The organism is Coprobacillus cateniformis (assembly GCF_009767585.1).
In the GTDB taxonomy this organism is placed as follows: domain Bacteria; phylum Bacillota_I; class Bacilli_A; order Erysipelotrichales; family Coprobacillaceae; genus Coprobacillus; species Coprobacillus cateniformis.
In genome coordinates this window covers 1017743-1044096 of record NZ_WSNW01000001.1, presented here as the reverse complement: position 1 = coordinate 1044096, position 26354 = coordinate 1017743, and the positions used below count along the sequence as shown (strand labels likewise).

The 26354-nt window shown below is 30.3% G+C and carries 25 protein-coding genes and 1 other annotated feature; of the genes, 23 read left to right on the top strand and 2 right to left on the bottom strand.

Going from position 1 to position 26354, the window contains the following annotated elements:
* The first annotated feature begins 4 nt into the window (after window positions 1-4).
* From whiA to ilvB, 23 genes are all read left to right on the top strand, one after another.
* Complete coding sequence (gene whiA, locus GQF29_RS05350; RefSeq protein ID WP_008790098.1) at window positions 5-952, top strand: DNA-binding protein WhiA; 948 nt, start codon at window positions 5-7, stop codon at window positions 950-952.
* Window position 953: 1 nt separating this feature from the next.
* The gene (locus GQF29_RS05345) at window positions 954-1181 is read left to right on the top strand and encodes a helix-turn-helix domain-containing protein (RefSeq protein WP_008790097.1); all 228 of its coding nucleotides are present in this window, start codon (window positions 954-956) and stop codon (window positions 1179-1181) included.
* A 58-nt stretch (window positions 1182-1239) separates the two neighbouring features.
* On the top strand, window positions 1240-1533 hold the full coding sequence (locus GQF29_RS05340) for a DUF4834 family protein (protein ID WP_008790096.1): 294 nt from the start codon (window positions 1240-1242) through the stop codon (window positions 1531-1533).
* Window positions 1534-1559: 26 nt separating this feature from the next.
* A complete protein-coding gene (locus GQF29_RS05335; RefSeq protein ID WP_008790095.1) occupies window positions 1560-2876 on the top strand; it encodes a DUF5050 domain-containing protein in 1317 nt (438 codons plus the stop codon).
* On the top strand, window positions 2876-3229 hold the full coding sequence (locus tag GQF29_RS05330) for a hypothetical protein (RefSeq protein WP_008790094.1): 354 nt from the start codon (window positions 2876-2878) through the stop codon (window positions 3227-3229). Before GQF29_RS05335 ends, GQF29_RS05330 begins: the two co-directional genes overlap by 1 nt.
* A 94-nt stretch (window positions 3230-3323) precedes the next feature.
* Window positions 3324-4673 (top strand): UDP-N-acetylmuramoyl-tripeptide--D-alanyl-D-alanine ligase, encoded by a 1350-nt coding sequence (locus GQF29_RS05325; protein WP_008790093.1) that lies wholly within the window; start codon window positions 3324-3326, stop codon window positions 4671-4673.
* Window positions 4674-5711: a D-alanine--D-alanine ligase family protein gene (locus tag GQF29_RS05320; protein WP_008790092.1), complete on the top strand. Its 1038-nt coding sequence runs from the start codon at window positions 4674-4676 to the stop codon at window positions 5709-5711.
* Between the two features lie 364 nt (window positions 5712-6075).
* Complete coding sequence (locus GQF29_RS19030; protein ID WP_108912066.1) at window positions 6076-6228, top strand: accessory gene regulator B family protein; 153 nt, start codon at window positions 6076-6078, stop codon at window positions 6226-6228.
* 313 nt (window positions 6229-6541) lie between these two features.
* Window positions 6542-6763, top strand: coding sequence for a hypothetical protein (locus GQF29_RS05310; protein WP_008790091.1), 222 nt, complete (start codon window positions 6542-6544; stop codon window positions 6761-6763).
* 178 nt (window positions 6764-6941) lie between these two features.
* Window positions 6942-8966 (top strand): hypothetical protein, encoded by a 2025-nt coding sequence (locus GQF29_RS05305; protein ID WP_236916392.1) that lies wholly within the window; start codon window positions 6942-6944, stop codon window positions 8964-8966.
* Window positions 8963-9589: an ABC transporter ATP-binding protein gene (locus GQF29_RS05300; RefSeq protein ID WP_008790089.1), complete on the top strand. Its 627-nt coding sequence runs from the start codon at window positions 8963-8965 to the stop codon at window positions 9587-9589. Before GQF29_RS05305 ends, GQF29_RS05300 begins: the two co-directional genes overlap by 4 nt.
* A 61-nt stretch (window positions 9590-9650) precedes the next feature.
* Window positions 9651-10154, top strand: a complete 504-nt coding sequence (locus GQF29_RS05295; RefSeq protein ID WP_008790088.1) for a hypothetical protein — start codon at window positions 9651-9653, stop codon at window positions 10152-10154.
* 171 nt (window positions 10155-10325) lie between these two features.
* The gene (locus GQF29_RS05290) at window positions 10326-12353 is read left to right on the top strand and encodes an ATP-binding cassette domain-containing protein (RefSeq protein ID WP_008790087.1); all 2028 of its coding nucleotides are present in this window, start codon (window positions 10326-10328) and stop codon (window positions 12351-12353) included.
* Window positions 12346-14178, top strand: coding sequence for an ABC transporter ATP-binding protein/permease (locus GQF29_RS05285; protein WP_008790086.1), 1833 nt, complete (start codon window positions 12346-12348; stop codon window positions 14176-14178). Before GQF29_RS05290 ends, GQF29_RS05285 begins: the two co-directional genes overlap by 8 nt.
* Before the next feature lie 114 nt (window positions 14179-14292).
* On the top strand, window positions 14293-14796 hold the full coding sequence (locus tag GQF29_RS05280) for a hypothetical protein (protein WP_008790085.1): 504 nt from the start codon (window positions 14293-14295) through the stop codon (window positions 14794-14796).
* 164 nt (window positions 14797-14960) lie between these two features.
* Window positions 14961-15218: a binding site (T-box leader), on the top strand.
* A 62-nt stretch (window positions 15219-15280) separates the two neighbouring features.
* Complete coding sequence (leuA, locus tag GQF29_RS05275) at window positions 15281-16963, top strand: 2-isopropylmalate synthase (RefSeq protein WP_054689214.1); 1683 nt, start codon at window positions 15281-15283, stop codon at window positions 16961-16963.
* Between the two features lie 3 nt (window positions 16964-16966).
* Complete coding sequence (gene ilvN / locus GQF29_RS05270) at window positions 16967-17479, top strand: acetolactate synthase small subunit (RefSeq protein ID WP_008790083.1); 513 nt, start codon at window positions 16967-16969, stop codon at window positions 17477-17479.
* Between the two features lie 12 nt (window positions 17480-17491).
* Window positions 17492-18508 carry a ketol-acid reductoisomerase gene (gene ilvC / locus GQF29_RS05265; protein WP_008790082.1) on the top strand — a complete coding sequence of 339 codons (1017 nt, stop codon included), beginning with the start codon at window positions 17492-17494 and terminating at the stop codon, window positions 18506-18508.
* An 85-nt stretch (window positions 18509-18593) separates the two neighbouring features.
* Window positions 18594-19865: a 3-isopropylmalate dehydratase large subunit gene (gene leuC, locus GQF29_RS05260; protein WP_017144092.1), complete on the top strand. Its 1272-nt coding sequence runs from the start codon at window positions 18594-18596 to the stop codon at window positions 19863-19865.
* A 1-nt stretch (window position 19866) separates the two neighbouring features.
* Window positions 19867-20361, top strand: coding sequence for a 3-isopropylmalate dehydratase small subunit (gene leuD, locus GQF29_RS05255; protein WP_008790080.1), 495 nt, complete (start codon window positions 19867-19869; stop codon window positions 20359-20361).
* A 4-nt stretch (window positions 20362-20365) separates the two neighbouring features.
* Window positions 20366-21448, top strand: a complete 1083-nt coding sequence (gene leuB, locus GQF29_RS05250) for a 3-isopropylmalate dehydrogenase (protein WP_008790079.1) — start codon at window positions 20366-20368, stop codon at window positions 21446-21448.
* Between the two features lie 13 nt (window positions 21449-21461).
* A complete protein-coding gene (ilvD, locus tag GQF29_RS05245) occupies window positions 21462-23129 on the top strand; it encodes a dihydroxy-acid dehydratase (protein WP_008790078.1) in 1668 nt (555 codons plus the stop codon).
* Window positions 23130-23149: 20 nt separating this feature from the next.
* Window positions 23150-24826 carry a biosynthetic-type acetolactate synthase large subunit gene (gene ilvB, locus GQF29_RS05240; RefSeq protein ID WP_008790077.1) on the top strand — a complete coding sequence of 559 codons (1677 nt, stop codon included), beginning with the start codon at window positions 23150-23152 and terminating at the stop codon, window positions 24824-24826.
* Window positions 24827-24858: 32 nt separating this feature from the next.
* On the opposite strand, the gene GQF29_RS05235 is transcribed toward ilvB, so the two are convergent.
* Both GQF29_RS05235 and GQF29_RS05230 read right to left on the bottom strand, forming a co-directional pair.
* Complete coding sequence (locus GQF29_RS05235; RefSeq protein WP_008790076.1) at window positions 24859-25665, bottom strand: MurR/RpiR family transcriptional regulator; 807 nt, start codon at window positions 25663-25665, stop codon at window positions 24859-24861.
* A 60-nt stretch (window positions 25666-25725) separates the two neighbouring features.
* Window positions 25726-26295 (bottom strand): RDD family protein, encoded by a 570-nt coding sequence (locus tag GQF29_RS05230; protein ID WP_008790075.1) that lies wholly within the window; start codon window positions 26293-26295, stop codon window positions 25726-25728.
* Window positions 26296-26354 lie beyond the last annotated feature (59 nt).

Genomic DNA, 26354 nt, shown 5'->3' with positions numbered 1-26354 from the left:
TATTGTGATATCATTTTCTAGAGTTGTAAAAGAAGAAATTGTTTTTAATGATTTTGATTCACATTGTGAAAAAGCAATTTTATGTGCAATGATTAAAATTATTGGTACGCTTTCTTTGAATCAATCTGGATTATCACTCACCTTACGCACGGAAAATGCGAAAATTGCTTCAAAATTGCACAAACTTTTAAAAGATCTCTATCAGCCTCATATTGAGTTTAGAGTGTCACGCAAAATGAAGTTGAAAAAGAATAATGTATACATTTTAATTGTTTCTAAAGCAAGAGAGATATTAGAAGATCTTCATTTGATGGAAGGTATTGGAATACAAAGTCTTCCTAATCTGGAACTTTTAAATACAGATGCACAAAGGCGGGCATATTTAGCTGGTGTTTTTTTAGCCTGTGGAAGTGTAAATAATCCGGATACATCTAATTATCATTTGGAAATGAGTGTGGCTGAAGAGGAATTTGCAGCTTTTCTTGAAGATCTTATGAACCAATATGAACTCAATGCAAAAATAATTAAACGTCGAAATAAATATATTGTCTATTTGAAATCAGCAGAAAAAATAGGTGATTTCTTAAGGGCGATTGGTGCTTCTCAATCTGTTATGGATTTTGAAATGACAAGAATAGATCGTTCGATGGCTAACACTGTTAATCGTTGGAATAATTGTGATATAGCCAATGAAATGAAAGCAATGAGTGCATCTACAGCACAAATTGAAGATATTGCTTATATTATTGATAAAGCAGGAGTAGAAATCTTGGATGATAAGACAAGAAAAGTTGCATTATTAAGATTAGAAAATCCTGAATTAACGCTTAATGAATTAGCTGATGTTTATTTACAGCAAACAGGGCGTACAATTAGTAAGTCTGGATTACATCATCGTTTTGCAAAGATTAAAGAAGAAGCACAAAAAATAAGGCAAATGGAGAATGATTGATATGGAAAATATTAATATAAAGTTTGGAAGAAGAGTAAAAGAATTACGTTTGATTCAAAATATTTCTCAAGAAGAACTTGCATTTCGATGTCAACTTTCTAAGAATTATGTATCAGATGTAGAAAGAGGAACAAGAAATGTCACATTAAAAGTTGTTGAAAAATTTGCACAAGGGTTAAAAGTGCCTGTTCACATTCTTTTTAGATGGCATGATGATATTGATGAATAAGTTCATTTGTTGTTTATATTTGTTGTATAAACTATGAAATGAAAAAAGGAGAATAATTATGGGATATAGTTTTATATATTTATTTTGTGTACTGGTTTTATTGATGTTAGCATTAAGATTCTTTTTACCATTTTTTATATATTTATTTCCAATATTAATTATTTTTTGGATTATAAAAGCTATCTTTAGATCAAGAAAACGTACTCATCAATCAAAAGAAGACCAAGCATATTATGAACAACATTCATCATATCAAAATCAACAAACAACATATCAAAATCATCAATCATCTGATCCAGATATTATTGATGTCGATTATAAAGTTGTAGATGAAGAGGATAATACCCAATAGAGTGTGAATTATGAAGGAGGCAGTATATGATTTGTCCTAGATGTAAAAGTGAAGTTAATGATGATATGAATTTTTGTCCACAGTGTGGTATGAAAATAGAACGATGTCCTCATTGTCATCAGCCAATAGTCAGTGGTGCAAAATTCTGTTCTCATTGTGGAAGCAGTGTTCTTAAGAATTATCAGGAAAGCCATATAGAAGGATATTATCGTCCTTTAAGCGATATTCCATATACAGAAAGTTATCATGAACCAGAAGAAAAAGTTGATTTTCAAGAAATTAAAGTGAATAAAAAGGTTAATAAAAATATTCTTGTGATTGCTGTATCTATTATGGTTGTTTTAACAGCTGTAGCATATGTTTATATTTATCATGGACCTAGTTTAAGTAATCATATAAGTGGTGGACAACAATCAACAGATCAACCTAAAGATTTACCTTTAGAGAAAATGGAGATTGGTGGAATGACATCTTTTGCAACTCATACAGGAAATATTAACCAAGAAGGTCATGTCTATCAAGATGAAGATATAATTTATGTTGTGAATGATCAAGGACACTTGGTGAGTATGGATAATAAACTTGAAAATAGAAAGACAATTATCAATGACGATTGTGATTATATTAATGTTGTAGGTAATACTATCTATTTTACAAATGATGATTCACAATTATGTAGTATTTCAACTGATGGAAAAGATAAGAAGGTTGTTTTGAATAAAGAAATTTATTATTTAATAATAAAAGACGATAAAGCATACTATCAAGCACAAGATGATGATTTAGAAAGAATTTATGTCTATGATTTAAAAACAAATAAAGAAACAAGATTAAATAATCGTAATGCTTATAACTTAAATGTTTTGGAAGATAAAATATATTATACAAGTACAGATGGTATCTATGTTGTTGGGTTAGATGGTAAGGGTGAAGAAAAAGTATTGAATGGAAAATATTATAATCTGATTTATCAGAATCAAAAACTTTATTTTTTATCTAAACAAGCAACAGGAAGTATTTCAGGAGCAAATATTAATGTTTATGATATTGCAACACGAAAGACAGAAGTTTTGATTGAAAACACAGGTGGTCTGATGAATATAACAGATGAGTATATTTTTTATACAAATAGTTCTCAAGTTATGAAATATAATTTGAAAACAAAGGAAAACACAAAGATTTATAGTAGTGGATTATGTGAGAGTATTCAGATTATTGGAGATAAGTTGATTTTAGAAGTTCAAAAAAATAGTTTTGAGAAAGATGAATATCTTATGATTATGGATTTTGATGGGCAAAATACACAAAAATTATTCTCATCACAAAATGGAGATTTCATTTAATGGTCATTGTTTTAATTGCAACGCGTTATCAGACAATATTGAATTGGATTCAAAATATTGCTTATCAAGAAATATCATCAATAGGTATTATGAAACAAAATGGTCCTAAGATTTATTTGTATGTAGATAGTCAATTATCTTTTCAAACTATTATCCGTTTGTTTAAACAGACTATCCAGAAGCAAGGTGGTGCTGCTTATGTTTATGAGTTTTATGGTATTTATAATGGAATGATTGATTATAATGCCTATATGTCTGAAACAGGAAAGCAAACTATGAAATATTATCAAAGCATAAAAAAAGATATTACGGATTTAGAAATATTGAATTATCAGCAAGCACACTCTTTATGAGTGTTGCTTTTTCTTTTTCTTAAGAAAAATATCGCTATGGACGTATTGGCATTCTGTGCTATAATAGTGCATATATTAAATATGAGGGATAATTATGCAGATTAAAGAAATTATAGAAGCGACAAATGGTCAACTTTTAAGTGGCGATATGGAATATGATGTGAATGGATTTACACAAGATACAAGAAAGATTGAAAGTGGTAATATGTATATTCCACTTGTTGGAGAGAATGCAGATGGTCATCAGTATATAGCACAGGCATTTAATTTGGGAGCAAGTTCAATTATAACTGCTCATAAGGTTCATTATCCAGATAAAAATGTAATTCTTGTTAAGGATACATTACAGGCTATGAGTGATATGGCTAAATATTTGAGAATGCATAGACAAGTAAAAGTCGTTGGAATTACAGGAAGTGTTGGAAAGACAAGTACAAAGGACATGATTTATTCAGTTGTGTCAACAAAATATAAAACATTAAAGACATTAGGGAATTATAATAATCATATTGGTCTCCCTTTAACAATTTTAAGACTTCAAAATGAAGAAGTCATGATTTTAGAAATGGGTATGAATCATCTTGGAGAAATTGAGCATTTAACTCAGATTGCTTTACCAGATGTCGCAGCAATTACGAACATTGGAACAGCTCATATTGGTGAACTTGGTTCTAGAGAAAAAATTCTTCAAGCAAAAATGGAGATTGTTAATGGACTGAAGTCAGATGGAACTCTTGTTATTAATGATGATAATGATATGCTTCATACAGTCAATGCAGAAAATTATCATATGATCAGAGTTGGACAAAATGAGGATTGCGATTTAAAAGCTATTGATGTAGAACTGAGATTAGAAGATTCTTATTTTGATATTGATTATCAAGGTCAGCGATATCATGTCCATGTTCCAGTTTCTGGTGAGCATTTTGTTTATAATGCTTTGATTGCTATAGCTATAGGTCTTTCTCTAGACATTGATATGAATTTATGTATTGCAGGTGTGGAACATTTTGAGTTAACTAAGAATAGAATGGATATGATTGAGCTAAAAGATAATATTAAAGTGATAGATGGAACATATAATGCCAATTTAGATTCAATGAAATCAAGTTTAGCCGTTTTAGCACAATATCCAAAAAGAAAAATTGCAGTCTTAGCAGATATGTTAGAACTAGGAGAATATGAACAGGCTTTACATGAAGAAGTTGGTAGTTATGTTGTTGAAAAAAATATTGATGAACTTCTTTGTGTTGGAGAAGCGAGTTGTTATATAGTGGAAAAGGCACAATCTTTAGGATTGAAAAATGCTTATCATTTTGAAGATAATCAGGCTTTAATGACTTATTTAGATGAAATGCTGGAACCAGAAGATACAATATTGATTAAAGGTTCTAATGGTATGCATTTAAAAGAAGTTGTTGAACATTTAAAGGAGAGAGTATAAGTGAAAAAATTATTAATCATTTGTGGAGGACAATCTACAGAACATATCATTTCAAGAATGTCTTGTACTTCTGTACTCAAGAATATAAACAAAGAAAAATATGATATAACTTTAGCTGGTATTGAAAAAGATGGAACATGGTATATTTTAAATCAGACACAAGATGATCTTGTTAATGATTCATGGTTAGAAGGTGCTGTAAAAGTAGAAGATGTCTATGGACTATTAAGACAGCAGGAAGTCGTTTATCCTGTTTTACATGGAATGTATGGGGAAGATGGAACGATTCAGGGATTGCTTGAACTTGCTGAGGTCCCTTATGTTGGATGTAAAGTTCTTGGGTCAAGTGTTGCTATGGATAAAATATATACAAAGAAAATTCTTGAAACAGTAGGAATTCCCCAAGTTAAATCTCTATATGTAAAGAAGCGTTATGATGGAACTTTGGTTGTTGTGGACAATACATTTGATGAATCAGCAGATATAGCTGACTCTGTTGAAAAAGAATTAAGATATCCATGTTTTATAAAAGCAAGTAATTCTGGTTCAAGTGTTGGATGCTATCGTGTAGATGAAGAAAAAGAACTAATGCCTAGACTTGAAGAAGCTGCACAATATGATAGAAAAATTGTTATTGAAGAATGTGTTGATTGTATTGAATTAGAAACAGCAGTTTTGGGAAATGATGATCCTATTGTTTCTCGTGTTGGGCAAATTATGCCTCATGGTGTATTCTATACTTTTGAATCTAAGTATGAAGATGAAGAAAGCAAAACATGTATACCAGCACTTGTTGATGAAAAAATTCAAGAGGAGATAAGAAACTATGCGTTAAAAGTTTTTAAAGCTATTGATGGTCATGGATTATCACGTGTAGACTTTTTCCTAGATAAGAAAACAAATAAAGTTTATCTCAATGAAATCAATACAATGCCAGGATTTACAAAGATTTCTATGTATCCTCAATTAATGGCAGACTTTGGTATAACATACAGTGATCTTATTGATAAATTAATTGAATTGGCTTTTGATAGATAGATGCCTTTTGGTATCTATTTTTTTAATGATTTACATCTTCTACATGTTACTCAATGTAATAAAATAGAGATGGAATTATAACTGTTAAGGTAAAATAATAATGAATTATGTACGATTATGTATATATTTTTAACGTTAATGTAAAAAGTTATTATACTATCTTGTTATTTTTTTTAAAAAGAAGTATCTTGAAATAAAGATATTGTGCTATAGAATTCAATTTTGATAGGAGGGATGATACCCATGAGTTAGTTTAAATAAAACAAATTAATAATATTATAAAATGTATTTTAAAGTCATGTAAATGGGTAACTATTCCATACAGTAGAAATGAAAAGAATTTTTATAAGTTGAAGGGAAGTCTATTGATGGATACCATTGCCAAACGTATTTTAACTGTATAAGTTTGCATACCATATTGTTTGTCTTCTATCTGTTAACATATCAAATATATAATTATTTCATGATATATATTCAAATGCTTGCACTTATAATATTATATTCTATAGTTCAATGAGTAATAGAATAGCAAACAATAGAGAATACAAAGAGTATAAGATTATCTCTATAATTATTCTTATATGAATAGTTTTCCTCATATTCTTACATATGTTATTCTAATAGTAATCTTATTAATGATAGCATGTATTAAAAAACATGAAGTTAAAATATATTAAGTCAATCTCATTTTTGGCGCTGATGGGAGTTGTTGGAGTAATAAGTGGAGCTTCAAGAGTAGGCTCGTATCAAGGTGATGAAATAAAAGAATTATTGAAGTTTAGAAAATACTAGGGAAAGGATATCAGAAATGATATAATAAGGGAAAGAAAATGAAAAGAATGAGAAAGATGATTACTATATTCTGTTTGTTATTTGTTATGTTGCTACCAATTACGACGAAAGCACAAAATTATTTTTATTCTGATTCATGGAATACATTAGAGTTTAAAGATGCGAATTCATCATCCAATAGAGTGACATATTCTACTAGATATAGTGCTAGACAAGCTTATTGCTATGTTATTGTTAGATATCATGGGCAATTTGTTTAGAATAATGGATTTCAAAATGCATATGTATCTAAAGCAACAACTGTAGATAATAATCATAAACATGAGTATTCAAGTAGTGTTAATCCGTATTAAAAAGCAAGTAAGCCTTGCTTTTTAATACTATTTATTATACTTGAAGAAATCTTAAATATATAATAAAAAGGGTGATAAAATGTATATGAAAAGAATAAAAACATTTATATTAATTATATTTTCATTGCTAATTATTTTATTAATTTATGATAAAGCAAACTCACAAGCAAAATTGTTTCATTCTTCAAAGGGTTTTAATCATAATATAATGCGATATGACATAAGTATTCCTGGAAATCTTTCTCATGAAGAAAAAGATGATTTATTAGCATTTATAATTCAACAAAGTCAACAAGAGAGTTTTATAGTTGAATATGATTTGTATGAAGACTTAGTAACTAAAAGTTATTTATCTAATAGTAAAGATAATTTTCTTAATGAAATTGAAATGAACAAAAAATATCAATTCTATTATATATTTGATTATCATCATGATACTATACAGTATTCAACACTTGATAAATTAGATGCTCATAATGATTTATATGGTAACTTATATATATATTCTTTTGGTGATGATAATATTGAAAAATTTATTTATAAGTTGCAAACTGAATTTTCTTATTTAACAGTAAGTGTTGATGAACATTATAACGAGAGTCTATTAAATCAAGAGGAAGCCTCACAAAAGTATATCTTACAAAGAGCATTTATAATTATTTCTCTCATGATTTTGTTATATATAACAATAGTATTTGTAGATATATCTAAAAAACAAAATTATATTTCAATATATAAGTTTCATGGAGATTCTTCTTTGTATATATATTGGAACTATTTAAAAAGAGAAACATCACTTTTTGGAGTTATATTTATATTTTTATATATGCTATCGATGATTATTCCTGTAACACTTGGTATAATGTTGAAAGTATATTTATCTACTAGTTTTATAATAATTTGTATTGTTTTTGTGATATGGTTACTTTTCTCTATAACATATGGTATTTTAATAAAGAATATTAAAATATATCAATCAATAAAGAAGAGTTATTCTTATCAATTTATTGTTGGGTTTCATTTTATTTTAAAAGGAGTCTTTGTATTTTTAAGTATATTGTTTCTATATCATTCTTTTACATATACATGTTCCATTATTGAAGAGTATACACATTCTCAAATATTATTAGATAAAGTCAATACGATGGTGAGATTAGAAAGTTATTCTACAAAAGTTTCAAGTAGTCCTGAAGAAATGATGGAATATTCAAGCAAAATTTCAAAAATCTTGGAGGAAAGCCATAAAGCTATTTCTATCAATGCATTGAGATATAATGATTCTATGAAGTTCTTGTTTGAAGAAGAAAATGTATATGATCCTTTATATTATTTAGAAAATGCAATCATTGTTAATCCTCATTATCTAGAAGTGGAAAATATATTGGATATCCATGGAAAACCGATTTATGAATCAAACCGTGATTATAAAGAAAAGCCAGTTATTTATGTCCCAGAATCAATGATGAATGATATTGGCGTAAAATCTATTCAAAAAAATCCTGATTTGAATTATTTTGAATTCATTCCAATTTTGGATAATCAAGAAGTCTATTCCTATCAGCCAGGATATATAAAAAGTAGAAACGGATTTATAAAAAATTCTTGTATTATTGTAGATGGATATATATCATTAGAATATTGTCTTATAGATGTAGGTACAGAGAATCTTGAGGAAGGATTCGAAAAATGGTGTCAAGAGAATCAAATTGATTCAGAGGGGATTAATGTAGAAAAAGTAGAAAATGATCTTATCATATACTTAGAACAGTTAAAGCATGAGTTAATGATATATGCAGTTGGATTTATTATAGGATGTATAGGATTAATTATTTTAATATATCAATTTCTTTCTATCTATTTAGATTATCATCTCCGAAAAATATTTATATTAACAATTCATGGAGAATCTGTATTTTATAAATATAGTGCATATTTTGAATATCAATTATACTTGTATACCTTGATGATATTTGTGTGTATTATTTTTAGATATAGTTATTTTATTCCTTTTTGTATAGTTGTTTTGTTTATTGATTATTTCATTGCTTATATGATTATGAAAAGGATTGATAAACAGGTTTATTTATTTGAAAGGAGTGGAGAATTATGAAAATAGTCGAAGTAAATCACCTAAAAAAAACTTTTCAGGATCATATTGTTTTCAACGATTTTCATCTCGTAATTGAGCAAGGGGAAATGATTTCAATTATGGGAGCATCTGGTTGTGGTAAAAGTACCCTTCTTTATATAATTGGAATGTTAGAAGATTATGATGAAGGTGAAGTGATATTATATGGTAAAGATATAAAAAAATATACACAAAAGGAAAGAAGAATGTTATATAAAAATAAAATTGGATTTCTTTTCCAAAACTATGCATTAATGGAAAATGAAACTGTAAAAGATAATCTGATTATACCAATACGTCATGAATCAAAACTAAGGCAAGAAGAGTTGATTACCAAGGTACTTGAACAAGTTGGACTTAGTGATAAATTGAGTCATAAAGTTCATACTCTTTCAGGTGGACAACAACAAAGAGTAGCAATAGCAAGATTGTTATTAAAAGAATGTGACTTGATTTTAGCAGATGAACCAACTGGGAATCTGGATGAAGAAAATAGTCAAAAGATTTATGAACTTCTAAGAAGATTAACACCAGATAAAACAATTGTTATTGTAACACATAATCCTCACCTCGCAGAAAAGTGTGATGTTCAAATAAAGTTATGATAAGACAGAAAAAATTAACTCATAGAAAGTATTGCTTATTAATTAAGAGGGGGGGAAGTTAATGAGAAAAATATTGGTAGCTCTTTGTTTTATTTCTATAATGATTGGAGGATGTTCTTCTCAAACCAATAAGAAAAATACTGAGTCGGATTCAACAAAAAATACAGTTAAAGAAAATATATTTGTAAATATTAGTGATTCAAAGACTCATTTTCCATTGTATGTAGGAGGGGCGTCTTCTAGCGTAGAAATAGATATTCCAATAACTAAAGAAATAGAAAAAAAGGTATTGGAAAATAATAAGTATGAGACACAATATTATATAGACTTCAAATTAAATGATTCTGATGATAAACAAATATTATCTGTAAAAGGTATAAGTTGGAATATTGGTGATGAAAATCCAGTCATTATTTTAGATGAATATGATGTATCAACTAAACAAATTAAAGATATTGAAGAAAATTTACAAAACGAGACTATTCGTACTTCAGTCAGTATTTACACAAATGATTATAATTCAGGAGTGTGGAAGTCACTTGCTGTTTTAAAAAAGAAGATTTAATTTAAATGTTATTTATATATAAATATACTAAAACCAATAATTAATAAGTTATATATAATGCAGATGTAAAAAACTGATATGTTGCCTTAAAAGGAAGAGATGTTCTATTTTAGCATGTTCATCTCTTTTTAATTTTGCTAAAATATAGCTATAATAAAGGAGCGATACCTAATGCTAGAACTTAAAGATATATGTGTCAATTATGAAAATCAAATGATATATCAACATGCTTATTTCAGTGCTAAACATAATGAATTAACTCTTGTTATAGGAAAGAGTGGAAGTGGTAAATCTACACTACATCAAATCATAACTTTCCAAGATAGAGGAAAATGTGAATATTATTATAATGATAAAAATATGACTATTTTATCAGATTGCCAGCAAAAAGATTTTATAAGAGATAAAATGGGAATTGTCAACCAAATTCCAACATTTATTGATGATTTAAGAATTGAGGATCATATTGCCCTTTGTCAATCTATGTTTAATGGATACAATATAGATAAATATATTGATCGTTTGGGTATCAGAGAAGTAATGAATGAATACCCACAACAATTATCGGGTGGAGAAAAGATTAGAGTTAGTATTTTATTAGCTATGCTCCATCAGCCTGAAATTCTTGTCTTTGATGAACCAACTGCATCATTAGATAAACATCATACTCAAATTATTGTTGAACTACTAAAAGAGTATGCTCATCAAGGTCATATTGTCATTATTTTTACTCATGATAATTTTATGAAAAATGAGGCTGATGTCATCTACCAAATAGATAACCATACTCTTAATTGTATCCAGTGTAAAAAAAATGTAAGTAAAATCAAAGAAGAACATTTTATTAGAGTTAATTCGAAACATTACTTACAATATATTTATCAAATGTTTCAACATAAAAGAATATTTAAAATATGCATGATTGGGTTTGTAGCATTTGCCATAGCACTCAGTTGTTTTTCAATATTATATGGTTATTCTGTAATAAACAAGTACCAAAATCAATTATCAACAATTAATAAAGCAGGAATATTATACAGAGCTAGTGATACAAATTATTATAGTCAACAATTACCTATTGGTAGTGAAGAATTACAAACAATTAAACAGAATACTCACATTGAGGGTATATGGCCTTATATTATAAATTATCATGTTGAATTAAAAAATAATGAAAATCAATTTGAAGTTTATCAGAATGGACAACTTCTTGCTAATAGAAATTTAAATGATGAGTATATTTATGGTGTTGCTACTTATAATGAAGAATATGAATATTCAGATAAGTATCTTTTAAATCAAATTGATGTTAATGAAGGGATATATATAGATTCATATTTTCTATATTATTTAATAACTGGTGAATATGATATTCCTCAAATTGATCAAAGTGAGTATAAAGAAATTATATCAAATATTGATGAGAAAACCGAAATAGTATTTTATGTCCCTATTCCTATTTATGTGAGAATGGAAAAAGATGCTCAAGATGTAATCTATAAAAATGTTAAGATGAAAATGAAAATCAAAGGTATTTATGATAAGCCAATAAATTTACAATTAGGCAAAGAAAATGATAATGATTTTTCATTGTTTTATCCATTAAGCATAGAAGAAAGATATAGAGAAGAGTTAAAGCTAGATACATTACTCATGCAAGATGGATTATTAGATTATGGTTCTGAGGTTGTCAATATGCCTTTTTACCCCACGTATTACCAATTTGTGGTAAATGATAAATATACTTTCTCAAAAGTTAAAGAAGAGATAGAATCTTTAGGGTATAAAGTAGATTCTGAATATTCTGATAAGGAAGTACAAGTAGAGATTGCTCAAAATATGAATCAAGGCGTTCTTTTAATATCAGGGTTAATTATATGTGTTGTTTTAATGTTATTATTTGGAGTGAAATTCAATCAGAAAAAAGAATATGTTGATTTTATAAAATTTTTTACAAACAGAGGATTAACATATAAAAAATCAAAGCAAATATTGAGTTTTTATTTTATGTATGAGGCATTTATATGTACAATACTATCTTGGATTTTGATGCTATTTATTGTTTTTGTTTATTATTATTTTGTTAACTCAGATATGTTTATAATTCATATGTCATTTTTTATTTTCTGTTTTGCTATGGCATTTATAATAGAAGTTGTTCTCCCGTTATTAATGATTGGTGGTGATAAAGGTGATTGAATTAAAGAATATTTTTATGAAGTTTTCAAAACGCTCTATCAAAATTGATAATCTTAAAATACCTGAGAATAAGATTACACTAATCAGAGGATTGAGTGGGAGTGGGAAATCTACTTTATTATATAAATTTGCATTAATTTCTAAAGAAAATGATTATGAATATATATATCATGAAAAAAATATAACAGCTCTTTCAGCGACACAGAAAGCATCTTTAAGAAGGTATAGTATAGGTTATGTTTTTCAGGATTTTTGCTTAATTGAGAATATGAGTATTTATGAATGTTATCAGTATTACTGTCATGTGTCAAATAGGAATGGAAATAAACGAGATTTATTAAAATTATTAAATCATGTTCACCTCAATAATTCATTGGAACAGAAAATCCATACATTATCTGGTGGAGAAAAACAGCGATTGGCTATTGCTTGTGCCTTGATAAAAAAACCAAGAATTCTTATTTTAGATGAGCCAACGAGTGCATTAGATGAAACTAATGAAAGAGAAATCTTTATGTTGTTGCAAGAAATATTGAAGCAGGATCAATGTACAATTATTATAGCAAGTCATAGTTATATTGCTAATGAATATGCTGATGAAATTTATGAATTGAATAATCAGGGTATTTCTGAAATTAGGAAAGCAGATGATATACCTTGTGATAGAGACTTTATAACTTATAAAAAAAATTGGTCATTTCTATGGTTTTATATTAAGCATAATCTTATAAATGAAAAGTTTATGAATTTTATAATGATTTTTATTTTATTAATAGGTTGTATAGGTGTTCTTGGAATTCAGCATACTCTCCAGCAATCTTTAGATAATGTTGATAAAAGAATTAATAAAATTGCAGATTATCAGATAATGATTGAAAGTCAGGATGTAGGGGAAAAGGTTGGAGTATATGATGAGGCGACTCCTATTGATGAAGATGTTATAAAAAATTTAGAACAGCAAGAAGGTGTTAGAAAAATATATCCTTATTATGATTTAAAAGTACAAGTTGATGATAAAACGATAGATGTATATCCTTTATATAAAGAAAATCGTTTAAATGGTAAATTATATCAGACTTTCCAAGATGAAAGACATTTATACCCCTCTTATCATAGCATATATAAAAATGTAGAATCCTTGAATAAAAATACCACATACTCTCAATTTATTTTTAATCATAAAGTCTATCTAAATAAATCTGTTAAGATAAGTGGCATTATGTCTATTGGAAGAATAACTGCTTATAGTAATGATTTAGATTATATGCTAATGGATTATAATGATATGGCTGAACTTGCAAAAAAAACTAATGTAGAACCAGTGAAAAGTGCTTATGTTATTTTTTGTGATAATATAAATACATTGGACGATATCATAACTTATGTTGCCAATGAATATTCTAATCTCCGCATTAATTCGAATTTCCAAGATACTCAATTACTGTTAAATATGAAATATGAAACAATGAGTATGTTTGAAATGGAAAAAATAGTGACTATTCTTTTGATATCTTTGGTATTTATCTATATTTGTTATTGGATGATGAAGAAAAGAGAAAAAGAATTAACAATTTTGATGACAAATGGTGTTATGCCTTTAGAAATGATATTTATATTAGGAGTAGATGTTATATTTAAAATACTCATATCATATATACTTACATTTTTATTAGTATATATTTTTAAAGGGAATATCCTTATTGACAGTATGGGTAATATATCTATTCTTTTATTTATAATGTTTAGTATTGTTGTTATAAGCACGGTAGCATTATCTATAGTTATAGTAAAAAAACTAAATCCTGAGAAAATATTTAGAAACTGATAATTAAATAAATAGGAGTAAGTATTATATTCGTGATTAGTTAATTAAATTGATACAACTCATATTTCAATAATTAAATATGATATGTTATACTGAAACTAAAGGAGGTTTTTTATGAAAAAGATAATTATATTGATATGTTTGTTTGTTATAACTGGGTGCACAAATGGAAAGAAACAAGAGAATGCAACGACACCACTATCAAACGAGAATGTCACATCTCAAACTGAAGAATTTAAAAATGATAATTATGTAAAGTTTCCTGAAGTGAAAAACATTGTTTCATATTTAAAAGTATCACCTCAAGAAGTGATGATTCTTAATCAAACGGATGCTAGGCTTGTTTTTGGCTTAGCTATTGATGAAGTAGATGCTCATGATGAATCAATTCCTTCGATTTATAATTATGTGAAAATGTTAGAAAAAGAGGGATATAGTGTAGAGCTGTATGATGGAACAATTTCTTCAACCTTTGTATTACAAAAGGATCATTACAAAATATCAATTACGACTATTTCAATGATTGATGAGTGGAAAGAAACTCATAAAGATGAAATGGATGTTGAAAAATTAAGTAATGAAAATTTAGTTTATGAAATAATTCAAAATAATCAATAAGTCTATTCATATAAATATGTATATATCTAATTTTAAGATAATTTAGTGAAAATCCAAAATATAATATATACAATTTTCCAAAACTAAAAATTCACAAACAAAAAACTGAAATTCTTATTGACTATAAATGGAAAAGAGTATATGATATATGCAACAACCCTATAGGAAATACAAAGATAGGAAATAGTAAATAATGATATGAAGCATAGAGAGACTTTGGTTGGTGAAAAAAGTCGAGAATACATTATTGAACTCATCCTTGAGTGGAGCACTGAAACAATAGGAGTAAGCTGCTACGGAACTTGCGACCGTTATCACGCTAGAGTATGAACTTATAAATAAGCGTACTTGATAAGGTTATTGTCGTGAGGCAATAATAAATATGAGGTGGAACCACGAAGTGAGTAACTCTCGTCCTCTATTATGAATTTCTTTCATGATGGAGACGAGATTTTTTATTATATAGGGAAGAGGGAGGCAGAACATGAACTATAAAAAGTATAAGAAGTTTGAAACAGTGAAGTTGAAAGATCGTACTTGGCCAGACAATGAAATTGTCAAAGCACCAATTTGGTGTTCTGTTGATTTACGTGATGGTAATCAAGCACTCATTACACCAATGAAAATCGAAGAAAAAGTAGAGATGTTTCAATTATTAGTTGATTTAGGGTTTAAGGAAATTGAAGTTGGTTTTCCATCTTCATCACAAATTGAATATGATTTCTTAAGATTATTGATTGATGAAAATTTAATTCCTGATGATGTGACTGTGCAGGTTTTAACACAGGCAAGAGAACATTTGATTAGAAGAACATTTGAATCATTAAAAGGATTAGATAAAGCCATTGTTCATATTTATAATTCAACTTCAATTCTACAAAGAGACGTTGTCTTTAGAAAAGGAAAAGAAGAAATTAAGAAAATTGCTGTTGAGGGAACAAAATTAGTCAAAGAATTATCTCAGGAATTTGAGGGAAAAGTTATCTTAGAATATTCACCAGAAAGTTTTACAGGAACAGAAGTAGACTATGCATTAGAAATTTGTGAAGCTGTCATGGATACATGGGGAGCAACACCTGATAATAAAGTTATCATTAATTTACCATCAACTGTTGAAATGGATACACCAAATGTTTATGCAGATCAAATTGAATGGATGTGTAAGAACTTTAAAGACAGAGAACGTGTTATTGTCAGTTTGCATCCACATAATGATAGAGGTTGTGGTGTAGCGACAACTGAGCTTGGATTATTGGCAGGAGCAGACAGAGTAGAAGGAACATTATTTGGAAATGGTGAGAGAACAGGAAATGTTGATGTGATTACTTTAGCATTGAATATGTATACTCATGGAATTGATCCAGAACTTGAATTAAGTCAAATGAATCATATCAAAGCAATCTATGAAAAAGATACAAAGATGGAAGTTCCACCACGTCATCCATATGCTGGACAACTTGTCTTTACAGCGTTCTCGGGTAGTCATCAAGATGCTATTAATAAAGGAATGCATGCTTATCACGAAAGAGGTCAAGAACTTTGGGAAGTTCCATACTTACCAATTGATCCAGCTGATTTAAATAGACAATATGAACCAATTGTTCGTATTAATTCACAATCAGGAAAAGGTGGGGTTGCATTTGTGATGGATACTGTCTTTGGTTATCAATTACCAAAAGCCTTACAAGCAGATTTTGCAAAAGCAATTCAAAATATTAGTGAAACAGAAGGTGAAGTCTCACCTGAAAGAATCTATGATACTTTCAAGAAAGAATATATTGATAATGAGACACCATATAAGTTTATTAAACAAAGATTAATTGATATCAGTGATGAAGGTGAATATGAAAGAAGAGCAGAAGTCACGATTGAAGATCGTGGAGTCATGAAAACTTTAGTTGGATATGGAAATGGTCCAATTGATGCTGTGAAGAATGCTTTTAACTCACAAGAGGATTTCTTGTATACTGAGTTAATTAATTATAGTGAACATGCTTTAACAGCTGGTTCTTCTGCTAAAGCTGCCGCTTATATTCAACTGCGACCTAAAGGCAGTGCAGTGTGTGAATATGGAGTCGGTGTTCATCCAGACATTACAACTGCAACAATTAAGGCAATGATTTCGGCAATGAACCGTATTCATAAATATATGAAAAAGGAAGGATAGATTATGGAAGAACTCATTTTATCAATTCTTGTTCATAACAGTTCGGGTGTTTTGACACGTGTCAGTGGATTGTTTGCTCGACGTGGTTATAACATTGATAGTTTAACTGTTGGACCAACAAGTACAGAGGGTGTTTCTCGTATGACTGTTGTCGCTCAAGGCGATCAGCAGATTCTAGAACAGATCGAGAAACAGTTAAGAAAGTTAGAAGATGTTATTGAAATATTTGCATTGCCACGTGTCTCTTCAGTATATCGTGAATTATTGATGGTGAAAGTAGAAGCAGATCAATCAACAAGAGCAGATATTGTTTCAATAGTAGATATCTTTAGAGCAAAAATTGTAGATGTATCACCTGATTCACTGGTTGTAGAAGTCACTGGTGATCACAGTAAGATTAATGGCTTATTAGCCATGTTAGATGGTTTCAATATCGTTGAGATTGTACGTACTGGTTTAGCTGGTATTTCAAGAGGTCTTAGTGATTTTGATATAAAAAAAGTAGAAAACAAATAGGGGGTCAAGAAAATGGCAAAAATTTATTATCAGTCAGATTGTGATTTATCTTTATTAGATAACAAAACAGTAGCAATCATTGGGTATGGTTCTCAAGGACATGCTCATGCATTAAACTTAAAGGAATCTGGAGTTAACGTTATTATCGGTTTATATGAAGGTTCTAAATCTTGGGCAAAAGCAGAAGCACAAGGATTTGAAGTTTACACTTCAGCTGAAGCTGCTAAGAAAGCAGATATCATCATGATTTTAATTAATGATGAGTTACAAGCAAAATTATACAAAGAATCAATTGAGCCAAACTTAGAAGAAGGAAACATGTTAATGTTTGCTCATGGTTTCAATATTCATTTTGGACAAATTGTTCCACCTAAGAATGTCGATGTCACTATGGTTGCGCCAAAAGGACCAGGACATACAGTTCGTAGTGAATATCAAGCTGGAAAAGGTGTTCCTTGTCTAGTTGCAGTAGAACAAGATGCAACAGGAAGAGCACAAGATATTGCATTAGCTTATTCATTAGGTATTGGTGGAGCAAGAGCTGGTGTACTAGAAACAACATTTAGAACAGAAACAGAAACTGATTTATTTGGTGAACAAGCTGTTTTATGTGGTGGTGTTTGTGCCTTAATGCAAGCTGGTTTTGAAACATTAGTAGAAGCTGGATATGATGAAAGAAATGCATATTTTGAATGTATTCATGAAATGAAATTGATTGTAGATTTAATTTATCAATCTGGATTTGAAGGTATGAGATATTCTATCTCTAATACAGCTGAATATGGTGATTATATTACTGGACCAAAAATTATCACTGAAGATACAAAGAAAGCAATGAAAAAAGTTTTATCTGATATTCAAGATGGAACTTTTGCTAAAGATTTCTTATTAGATATGTCTGAAGCTGGTGGACAAGCTCACTTTAAAGCTATGCGTAAATTAGCAACTGAACATATATCTGAAAAAACTGGTAAAGAAGTTAGAAAATTATATAGCTGGTCTGATGAAGACAAGTTAATTAATAACTAATCAATACACACACTTTTGTGTGTGTTCAGTAAAGAGTCTTAGACTCTTTAGTGATGACATACAAAGGATGAAGGGGGAAGTAATTATGTCGATGACAATGACACAAAAGATATTAGCTGATCATGCAGGTTTAAAACAAGTTGTAGCTGGTCAATTGATAGAAGCAAAATTAGATGTTGTAATGGCTAATGATATTACAGGACCAATGGCATTGCCTATTTTTAAACAAATGGCTAATGAAGTCTTTGATAAGGATAAAGTGATTTTGGTTCCAGATCATTTTACACCAAATAAAGATATTAAATCTGCTGAGAATTCAAAGGCAATTAGAGAATTCTCTTTAAATCAATGCTTAACACATCATATGGAACAAGGAAAATGTGGTGTTGAACATGCTATCTTACCTGAAAAAGGAATTGTTGTAGCAGGGGAATGTATTATTGGAGCAGATTCTCATACATGTACTTATGGAGCTTTAGGAGCATTTTCTACTGGTGTTGGAACAACTGATATTGCGACTGGTATGGCAACTGGCGAATTGTGGTTCAAGGTACCAAGTGCTATTCAATTTGTATTAAAAGGAAAATTACAACCTTATGTAAGTGGTAAAGATGTTATCTTACACATAATTGGTAAAATTGGTGTTGATGGAGCTTTATATAAATCAATGGAGTTTACAGGTGAAGGAGTTGCTGAACTTTCAATGGATGACCGTTTTACAATCTGTAATATGGCTATTGAGGCAGGAGCTAAAAATGGAATTTTCCCTGTTGATAATCAAACAAGAGATTATATGAAGAAACATTCAAAGAAAGAGTATAAAGAATATATAGCAGATAAAGATGCAGTTTATGATGAAGTGATTGAAATTGATTTGTCTTCAATTGTTCCTACTGTTGCATTTCCTCACTTACCAGGAAATGCACATACAATGGATGAAATCAATAATGAAGAGAAAATTATGATTGATCAAGTTGTCATTGGATCATGTACAAATGGAAGAATGAGTGATTTACGAAAAGCAGCTGCTATTCTAAAAGGAAAGCAGGTTGCTCATCATGTACGTGTGATGGTTGTTCCAGCAACACAAAAAATCTTTGTACAATGTATTCAAGAAGGATTGGCTGAAATCTTTGTTGAAGCAGGTTGTGCTTTTAATACACCAAGTTGCGGTCCTTGTATGGGTGGACATATGGGTGTTATGGCAAAAGGTGAAAAATGTGTTTCAACAACAAATCGTAATTTTGTAGGAAGAATGGGAGATACGCAGGCACTTATTTATTTGGCTTCTCCTGAAGTCGCAGCTGCAAGTGCAATTGCAGGATATATTGCAGATCCTAGAAAGGATGGGGAGTAACATGTTAGCACACGGTAAAGTCTTAAAATATGGTGATAATGTTGATACTGATGTTATTATTCCAGCAAGATATTTGAATTCGTTTGATGCAAAAGAATTAGCAAGTCATGCCATGATTGATATTGATCCGACCTTTGTAGAAAGAGTAGAGCCTGGTGATATTATGGTTGCTGGAAAAAACTTTGGTTGTGGATCGTCTCGTGAGCATGCGCCTTTAGCATTGAAGACAGCAGGTGTAAGTTGTGTTATTGCAAAATCGTTTGCAAGAATTTTCTATCGTAATTCTATTAATATTGGTTTTGCTATCTTAGAATGTGAAGAAGCAGCAAATGATATTGATGAAGGAAATGAAGTCGAAGTAGATTTTGATACAGGTAAAATTATAAATAAAACAAAGAATATAGAATATCAGGCACAGCCATTTCCAGAATTTTTACAAAAAATGATTCAAGCAAATGGTTTAGTAAACTATGTGAATGAAAAGAAGAAAGGATAAATGTATGGAAAAGAATATTGCAGTCATTAAAGGTGATGGAATTGGACCAGAGATTGTGAATGAAGCATTAAAAGTCTTAAATGCAATTTCAAGAAAATACAATCATACTTTTCATTATCGTGAGATTTTAATGGGAGGAGCTTCTATTGATGCATATGGGGTGCCATTAACAGATGAAGCCATTCAGGTGGCACAAAATAGTGATGCTGTCTTGTTGGGATCAATTGGTGGAGATACAAATACATCTCCATGGTATCAGTTAGAACCAGCACTTCGACCAGAAGCGGGATTATTAAAAATCAGAAAAGAATTAAATTTATTTGCAAATTTAAGACCCGCTTATCTATATGATGAATTAAAAGGGGCTTGTCCTTTAAAAGAAGAAATCACTGAAGGTGGTTTTGATATGATGATTATGCGTGAATTGACAGGTGGCTTGTATTTTGGAGCAAGAGAAACAAAAGAAGTCAATGGGCAAATGGTAGCACATGACAATTTAATATATAGTGAAAATGAAATCAGAAGAATTGCTATTCGTGGATTTGATATTGCCATGAAACGTAGAAAGAAAGTAACAAGCGTTGATAAAGCGAATGTTCTTGATACTTCTCGTTTATGGAGAAAAGTTGTGAATGAGGTTGCTAAGGATTATCCTAGTGTTGAAGTTGAACATATGTTAGTGGATAATTGTGCAATGCAATTGGTTAAGAATCCTCGTCAGTTTGATGTGATTTTAACAGAAAACATGTTTGGAGATATTTTAAGTGATGAAGCCAGTATGGTTACAGGGTCAATTGGAATGTTATCTAGTGCATCATTAAGAGATGATAAATTAGGAATGTATGAACCTAGCCATGGGAGTGCACCTGATATTGCAGGAAAAAATATTGCAAATCCAATTGCTACAATTCTTTCAGCCGCTATGATGTTAAGATATTCATTTGATATGGATCAAGAAGCAGAGGCTATTGAAAGAGCGATTGAAAAGGTTTTAAAGGATGGATATCGTACAATTGATATTATGTCTGATGGACAGACAAAGGTATCGTGTTCACAAATGGGTGATTTGATAGTTGAGAGACTATAGAGGGAGGAAAAGCATGAAAAGTGATAATGTCAAAACAGGTGTTGAAAGAGCACCTCATAGATCTTTATTTAATGCATTAGGAATGACAGAAGAAGAACTAGCTAGACCGTTAATTGGAGTTGTTAATTCTTATAATGAAATTGTTCCTGGACATATGAACTTAGATAAAATAGCCGAAGCAGTCAAGAAAGGAATTTATTTGGCAGGTGGAACACCAATTGAAGTTCCAGCTATTGCAGTTTGCGATGGGATTGCTATGAATCATACAGGAATGAAATATTCATTGGTTACAAGAGAGTTGATTTGTGACAGTACTGAATGTTTAGCTAATGCACATCAATTTGATGGATTGGTTATGATTCCTAATTGTGATAAAAATGTTCCTGGATTATTAATGGCAGCTGCTAGATTAAACATTCCAACAATTTTTGTAAGTGGCGGACCAATGTTAGCTGGTAGAAGATTAGATGGGAAACAAACTTGTTTATCAACTTTATTTGAAGCTGTTGGAGAATTTAATTCAGGTAAAATAACTGAAGCAAAATTAAAAGAATTTGAAGAAAAAGCCTGTCCTACTTGTGGATCATGTTCAGGTATGTATACTGCTAATTCTATGAATTGTTTAACAGAAGTTCTTGGAATGGGATTAAAAGGAAATGGAACAATTCCGGCTGTTTATAGTGAAAGAATTAGACTGGCAAAACATGCTGGAATGCAAATTATGGAATTGGTAGAAAAAGATATTAAACCAAGAGATATTATGACACCAAATGCTTTCTTGAATGCCTTAACTGTTGATATGGCTTTAGGATGTTCAACAAACTCAATGTTGCATTTACCAGCAATTGCTTATGAAGCAGGTGTTGATTTGAACTTAGAAATTGCCAATGAAATCAGCAAGAAAACACCTAACTTATGTCATTTAGCTCCTGCTGGAGATACATTTATGGAAGATTTGAATGAGGCTGGTGGGGTTTATGCAGTTATGAATGAATTAGATACTTTAGGCATTTTGCATACAGATGTTATGACATGTACAACAAAAACATTAAAAGAGAATATTGAGGGTTGTGTCAATCTTGACCCAAATATTATTAGACCTATTACTAATCCTTATAGCAAAACTGGTGGTATTGCAGTCTTAAAAGGGAACTTAGCACCAGATAGCTGTGTTGTAAAGAAATCAGCAGTGGCACCAGAAATGATGCAACATAAGGGACCGGCAAGAGTCTTTGATTGTGAGGAAGATGCAATTGCGGCTATTCGTGCAGGTAAAATTGTGGCTGGTGATGTCGTTGTGATTCGTTATGAAGGACCTCGTGGTGGTCCAGGAATGCGTGAAATGTTATCCCCTACAAGTGAAATCGCTGGGATGGGGTTAGATAAAGATGTTGCTTTGATTACTGATGGACGTTTCTCTGGTGCGACTCGTGGTGCATCAATTGGACATGTTTCTCCTGAAGCAGCAGTTGGAGGACCAATTGCTTTTGTTCAAGAGGGAGATATGATTGAGATTGATATTGAGAATAATAGTATTCAATTATTAGTCAGTGATGAGGAAATGGCAGAAAGAAAGAAAAACTGGGAACCTAAAATGCCTGAAGTGAAAGGATATTTGAAGAAATATGCTGCAATGGTTACTTCAGCAAACACTGGAGCAGTTTTAAAAGTTAAAGATTAAAGAAGAGGAGGAAAGATACTATGGAAATGAAAGGATCAGATATTGTTGTTGAATGCTTACTTGAACAAGGTGTTGATACTGTGTTTGGGTATCCTGGTGGAACAATTTTAGAAATCTATGATAGTCTATATAAATATCAGGATAAGATTAACCATATCTTGACTTCTCATGAACAAGGTGCATCTCATGCTGCTGATGGATATGCTCGTGCAACTGGTAAGGTAGGTGTTTGTCTAGCAACAAGTGGTCCAGGAGCAACAAATCTTGTCACTGGAATTGCAACTGCACAAATGGATTCGATTCCTCTTGTTGCAATTACAGCCAATCAGGCGGTTTCATTACTTGGAAAAGATAGCTTTCAAGAAGTTGATATTGCTGGAGTGACAATGCCAATTACTAAGCATAACTTTATTGTTAAGAAAATTGAGGATTTAGCTCCAACTATTCGTAAGGCATTTCAAATCGCTAAAGAAGGAAGACCTGGGGCTGTCCTCGTTGATATTACAAAAGATGTCACTATTAAAAAGGGTGATTATAAACCACAAGTTCCTGAAGTCATTGAAAGACGTAGTTATACTTATCCAACAGAGACAATCAAGAAAGCTATTCAGATGATTGAAAAGAGTGAAAGACCATTTGTGTTTGTTGGCGGTGGAGCTATTGCCGCTGGAGCATCTGAAGAACTTAAAGAATTTGTAGAAAAAATTGATGCACCTGTAGCTGATTCATTGATGGGAAAAGGGGCTTATGATGGAACTAACCCACGTTATACAGGAATGCTAGGGATGCATGGAACAAAAACGAGTAATTTAGGTGTTTCTCGATGTGACTTATTAATTGTTGTGGGGGCTAGGTTCAGTGATCGTGTCACTGGAAATACAGCCAAATTTGCAAGAAATGCTAAGATTATTCATATTGATGTTGATGCTGCAGAAATTAATAAGAATGTTGCAGTTGACTTGGGTATTGTTGGAGATGCTAAGAGTATTTTAGGGGCATTAAACTTATTGTTAGCACAACAAAATCATCCCCAATGGTTAAAAGAAATCAGAGGGTTAAAAGAACAATTCCCATTAACATATAATCCAGATATTTTAACAGGACCTTATGTTATTGAACAAATAGAAGCTATGACAGATAGTAATGCTATTATTTGTACAGAAGTTGGCCAAAATCAAATGTGGGCTGCTCAGTATTACCATTTTAGAAGACCTCGCCAATTGATTACAAGTGGTGGGTTAGGAACAATGGGATACGGTCTAGGGGCTTCTATGGGGGCAAAATATGGAAAGCCAGATCAAGTTGTTTTCAATATTGCTGGAGATGGATGTTTTAGAATGAATCTCAATGAATTGGCAACGGCATCTCGATATAATGTTCCAATCATTCAAGTTGTTTTAAATAATCATGTCTTAGGTATGGTTAGACAATGGCAAACACTATTCTATGATAAACGTTATTCTGCAACAATCTTAAATGATAAAGTTGATTTTTGTAAAGTTGCTGAAGGTTTAGGGTGTAAAGCTATTAGGGTGACAAAGAAAGAAGAAGTTTTACCTGCGATTCAAGAAGCCATTGATTATAATGGACCAATTGTTATTGAATGCATTATTCAAGAGGATGATAAAGTGTTCCCAATGGTTGCACCAGGAGCACCTATTGATGAAGTCTTTGATGAAAATGATATTAGTGAATAATTAAAAATAGCCTTGTAGACATAAATAATTGTCTATAAGGCTGTTTTGTTATTTTTTTCTTGTAATATTTTTGTATACTGGACGCAAATGAGATCTGAAATAATAATCAGAGGATAAGGATGACTTGCGAAATCATTTCGACTGTGATAACGGACATATGCGTCTATATAAGGGAGGGAGATACTAAAATTAGATGTTATCATATATATTTTAGGTTTCATTTTTAAATTCTTAAATGGTTTGGTTCGCTGAAAGACACGATCAAAATAAGTTCCGGACTCTGAGAAGATAATAATTAAAGTTTCTTCATCAGCATTATTGATATAATCAACTTGATCAATAAACTTGATACAAGTAAAAAGTATTTTACCATTTGTTTGTAAGTCATATTGTAGATTTAAAGCAACATTTTCAGATTGCATATATCCAAAAGCAGCAACTTTCTTATATGCGTGTATATCTTCTACCAAATGCTCAAGATCATTTTCAATATGACTATTATAAAGTGTTTTTAAATTATCTATAACACTCAAAATATAAGATTTACTTAAGGATTGAGCTTCAAAATCTTTAAAGTTGAATTTGCCTTTTGCATGTTCGTGTTCAATCGCAAATCTAGCTATTTGATTCTTTAAAGCATGAAAATCCCTTAAGCCAATATCACGGCAGAAACGTGAGATGCTGGAATTAGAAACATAGCAACTTTGGGCAAAATCAGTTAAAGTAAATTCCTCTAAATTATGAATATTTTCAATAATAAATTTTGCTATTTTATAATTATTAGAGTCTTTTGGTTCACTATTAATAGTAGATAATAGAATAATCATCAAATTAAACATAGTTTTTCCCTCTTTTCGACATATATATTATATATATCATGAAAGTTGGGAGAATACAATTTATTTCTTTATGACAAGAGTATTAGCTATCTTATCGTGGAATGCCTGTGACATTGGCTGAAAATATGCATAGCCAATAGAAACAATTGTAAGTGCATAGGCAATATATTTAAGTGGTGTTACAAAACTTGCTAAACCAAACAAAGGTAGTAATTTTCTTATGTATGTTGCAGTTATAATGATTCCACCTTCTAAAATAACAGCACCGAGTAATTCTCTTTTTAAAATAGTTTGTAATGTGAGTTCATTGGCATTTTGATCAATGACTTGTATTTTACATAGCTTCTTTCCTAATGTCTGACCTTTCCAAACAAAACTAGGAATGACAACATAATAGACAATACCAATGATAATTGCATAAATTCCAAGCAATAGTCCAATTTGAAAACTATATTCATTGAGTTCAAACATATAGGGTTGTAAGTAATCGTCTCCACGAAAATAAAAAGTGATAGGAATAACAGCAAGCATATTGGTAAGATACCAATCAATCACCATAGCAAAAAACCTACACATTCTCACTTCAATAATATCGTATTTATTTGTCATCATTGTTTTTTTCTTAGTCATATTTTTTACCTCATTTTTTATATAGTTAAGTATATCAATCTCCATATATAAGACCAAGG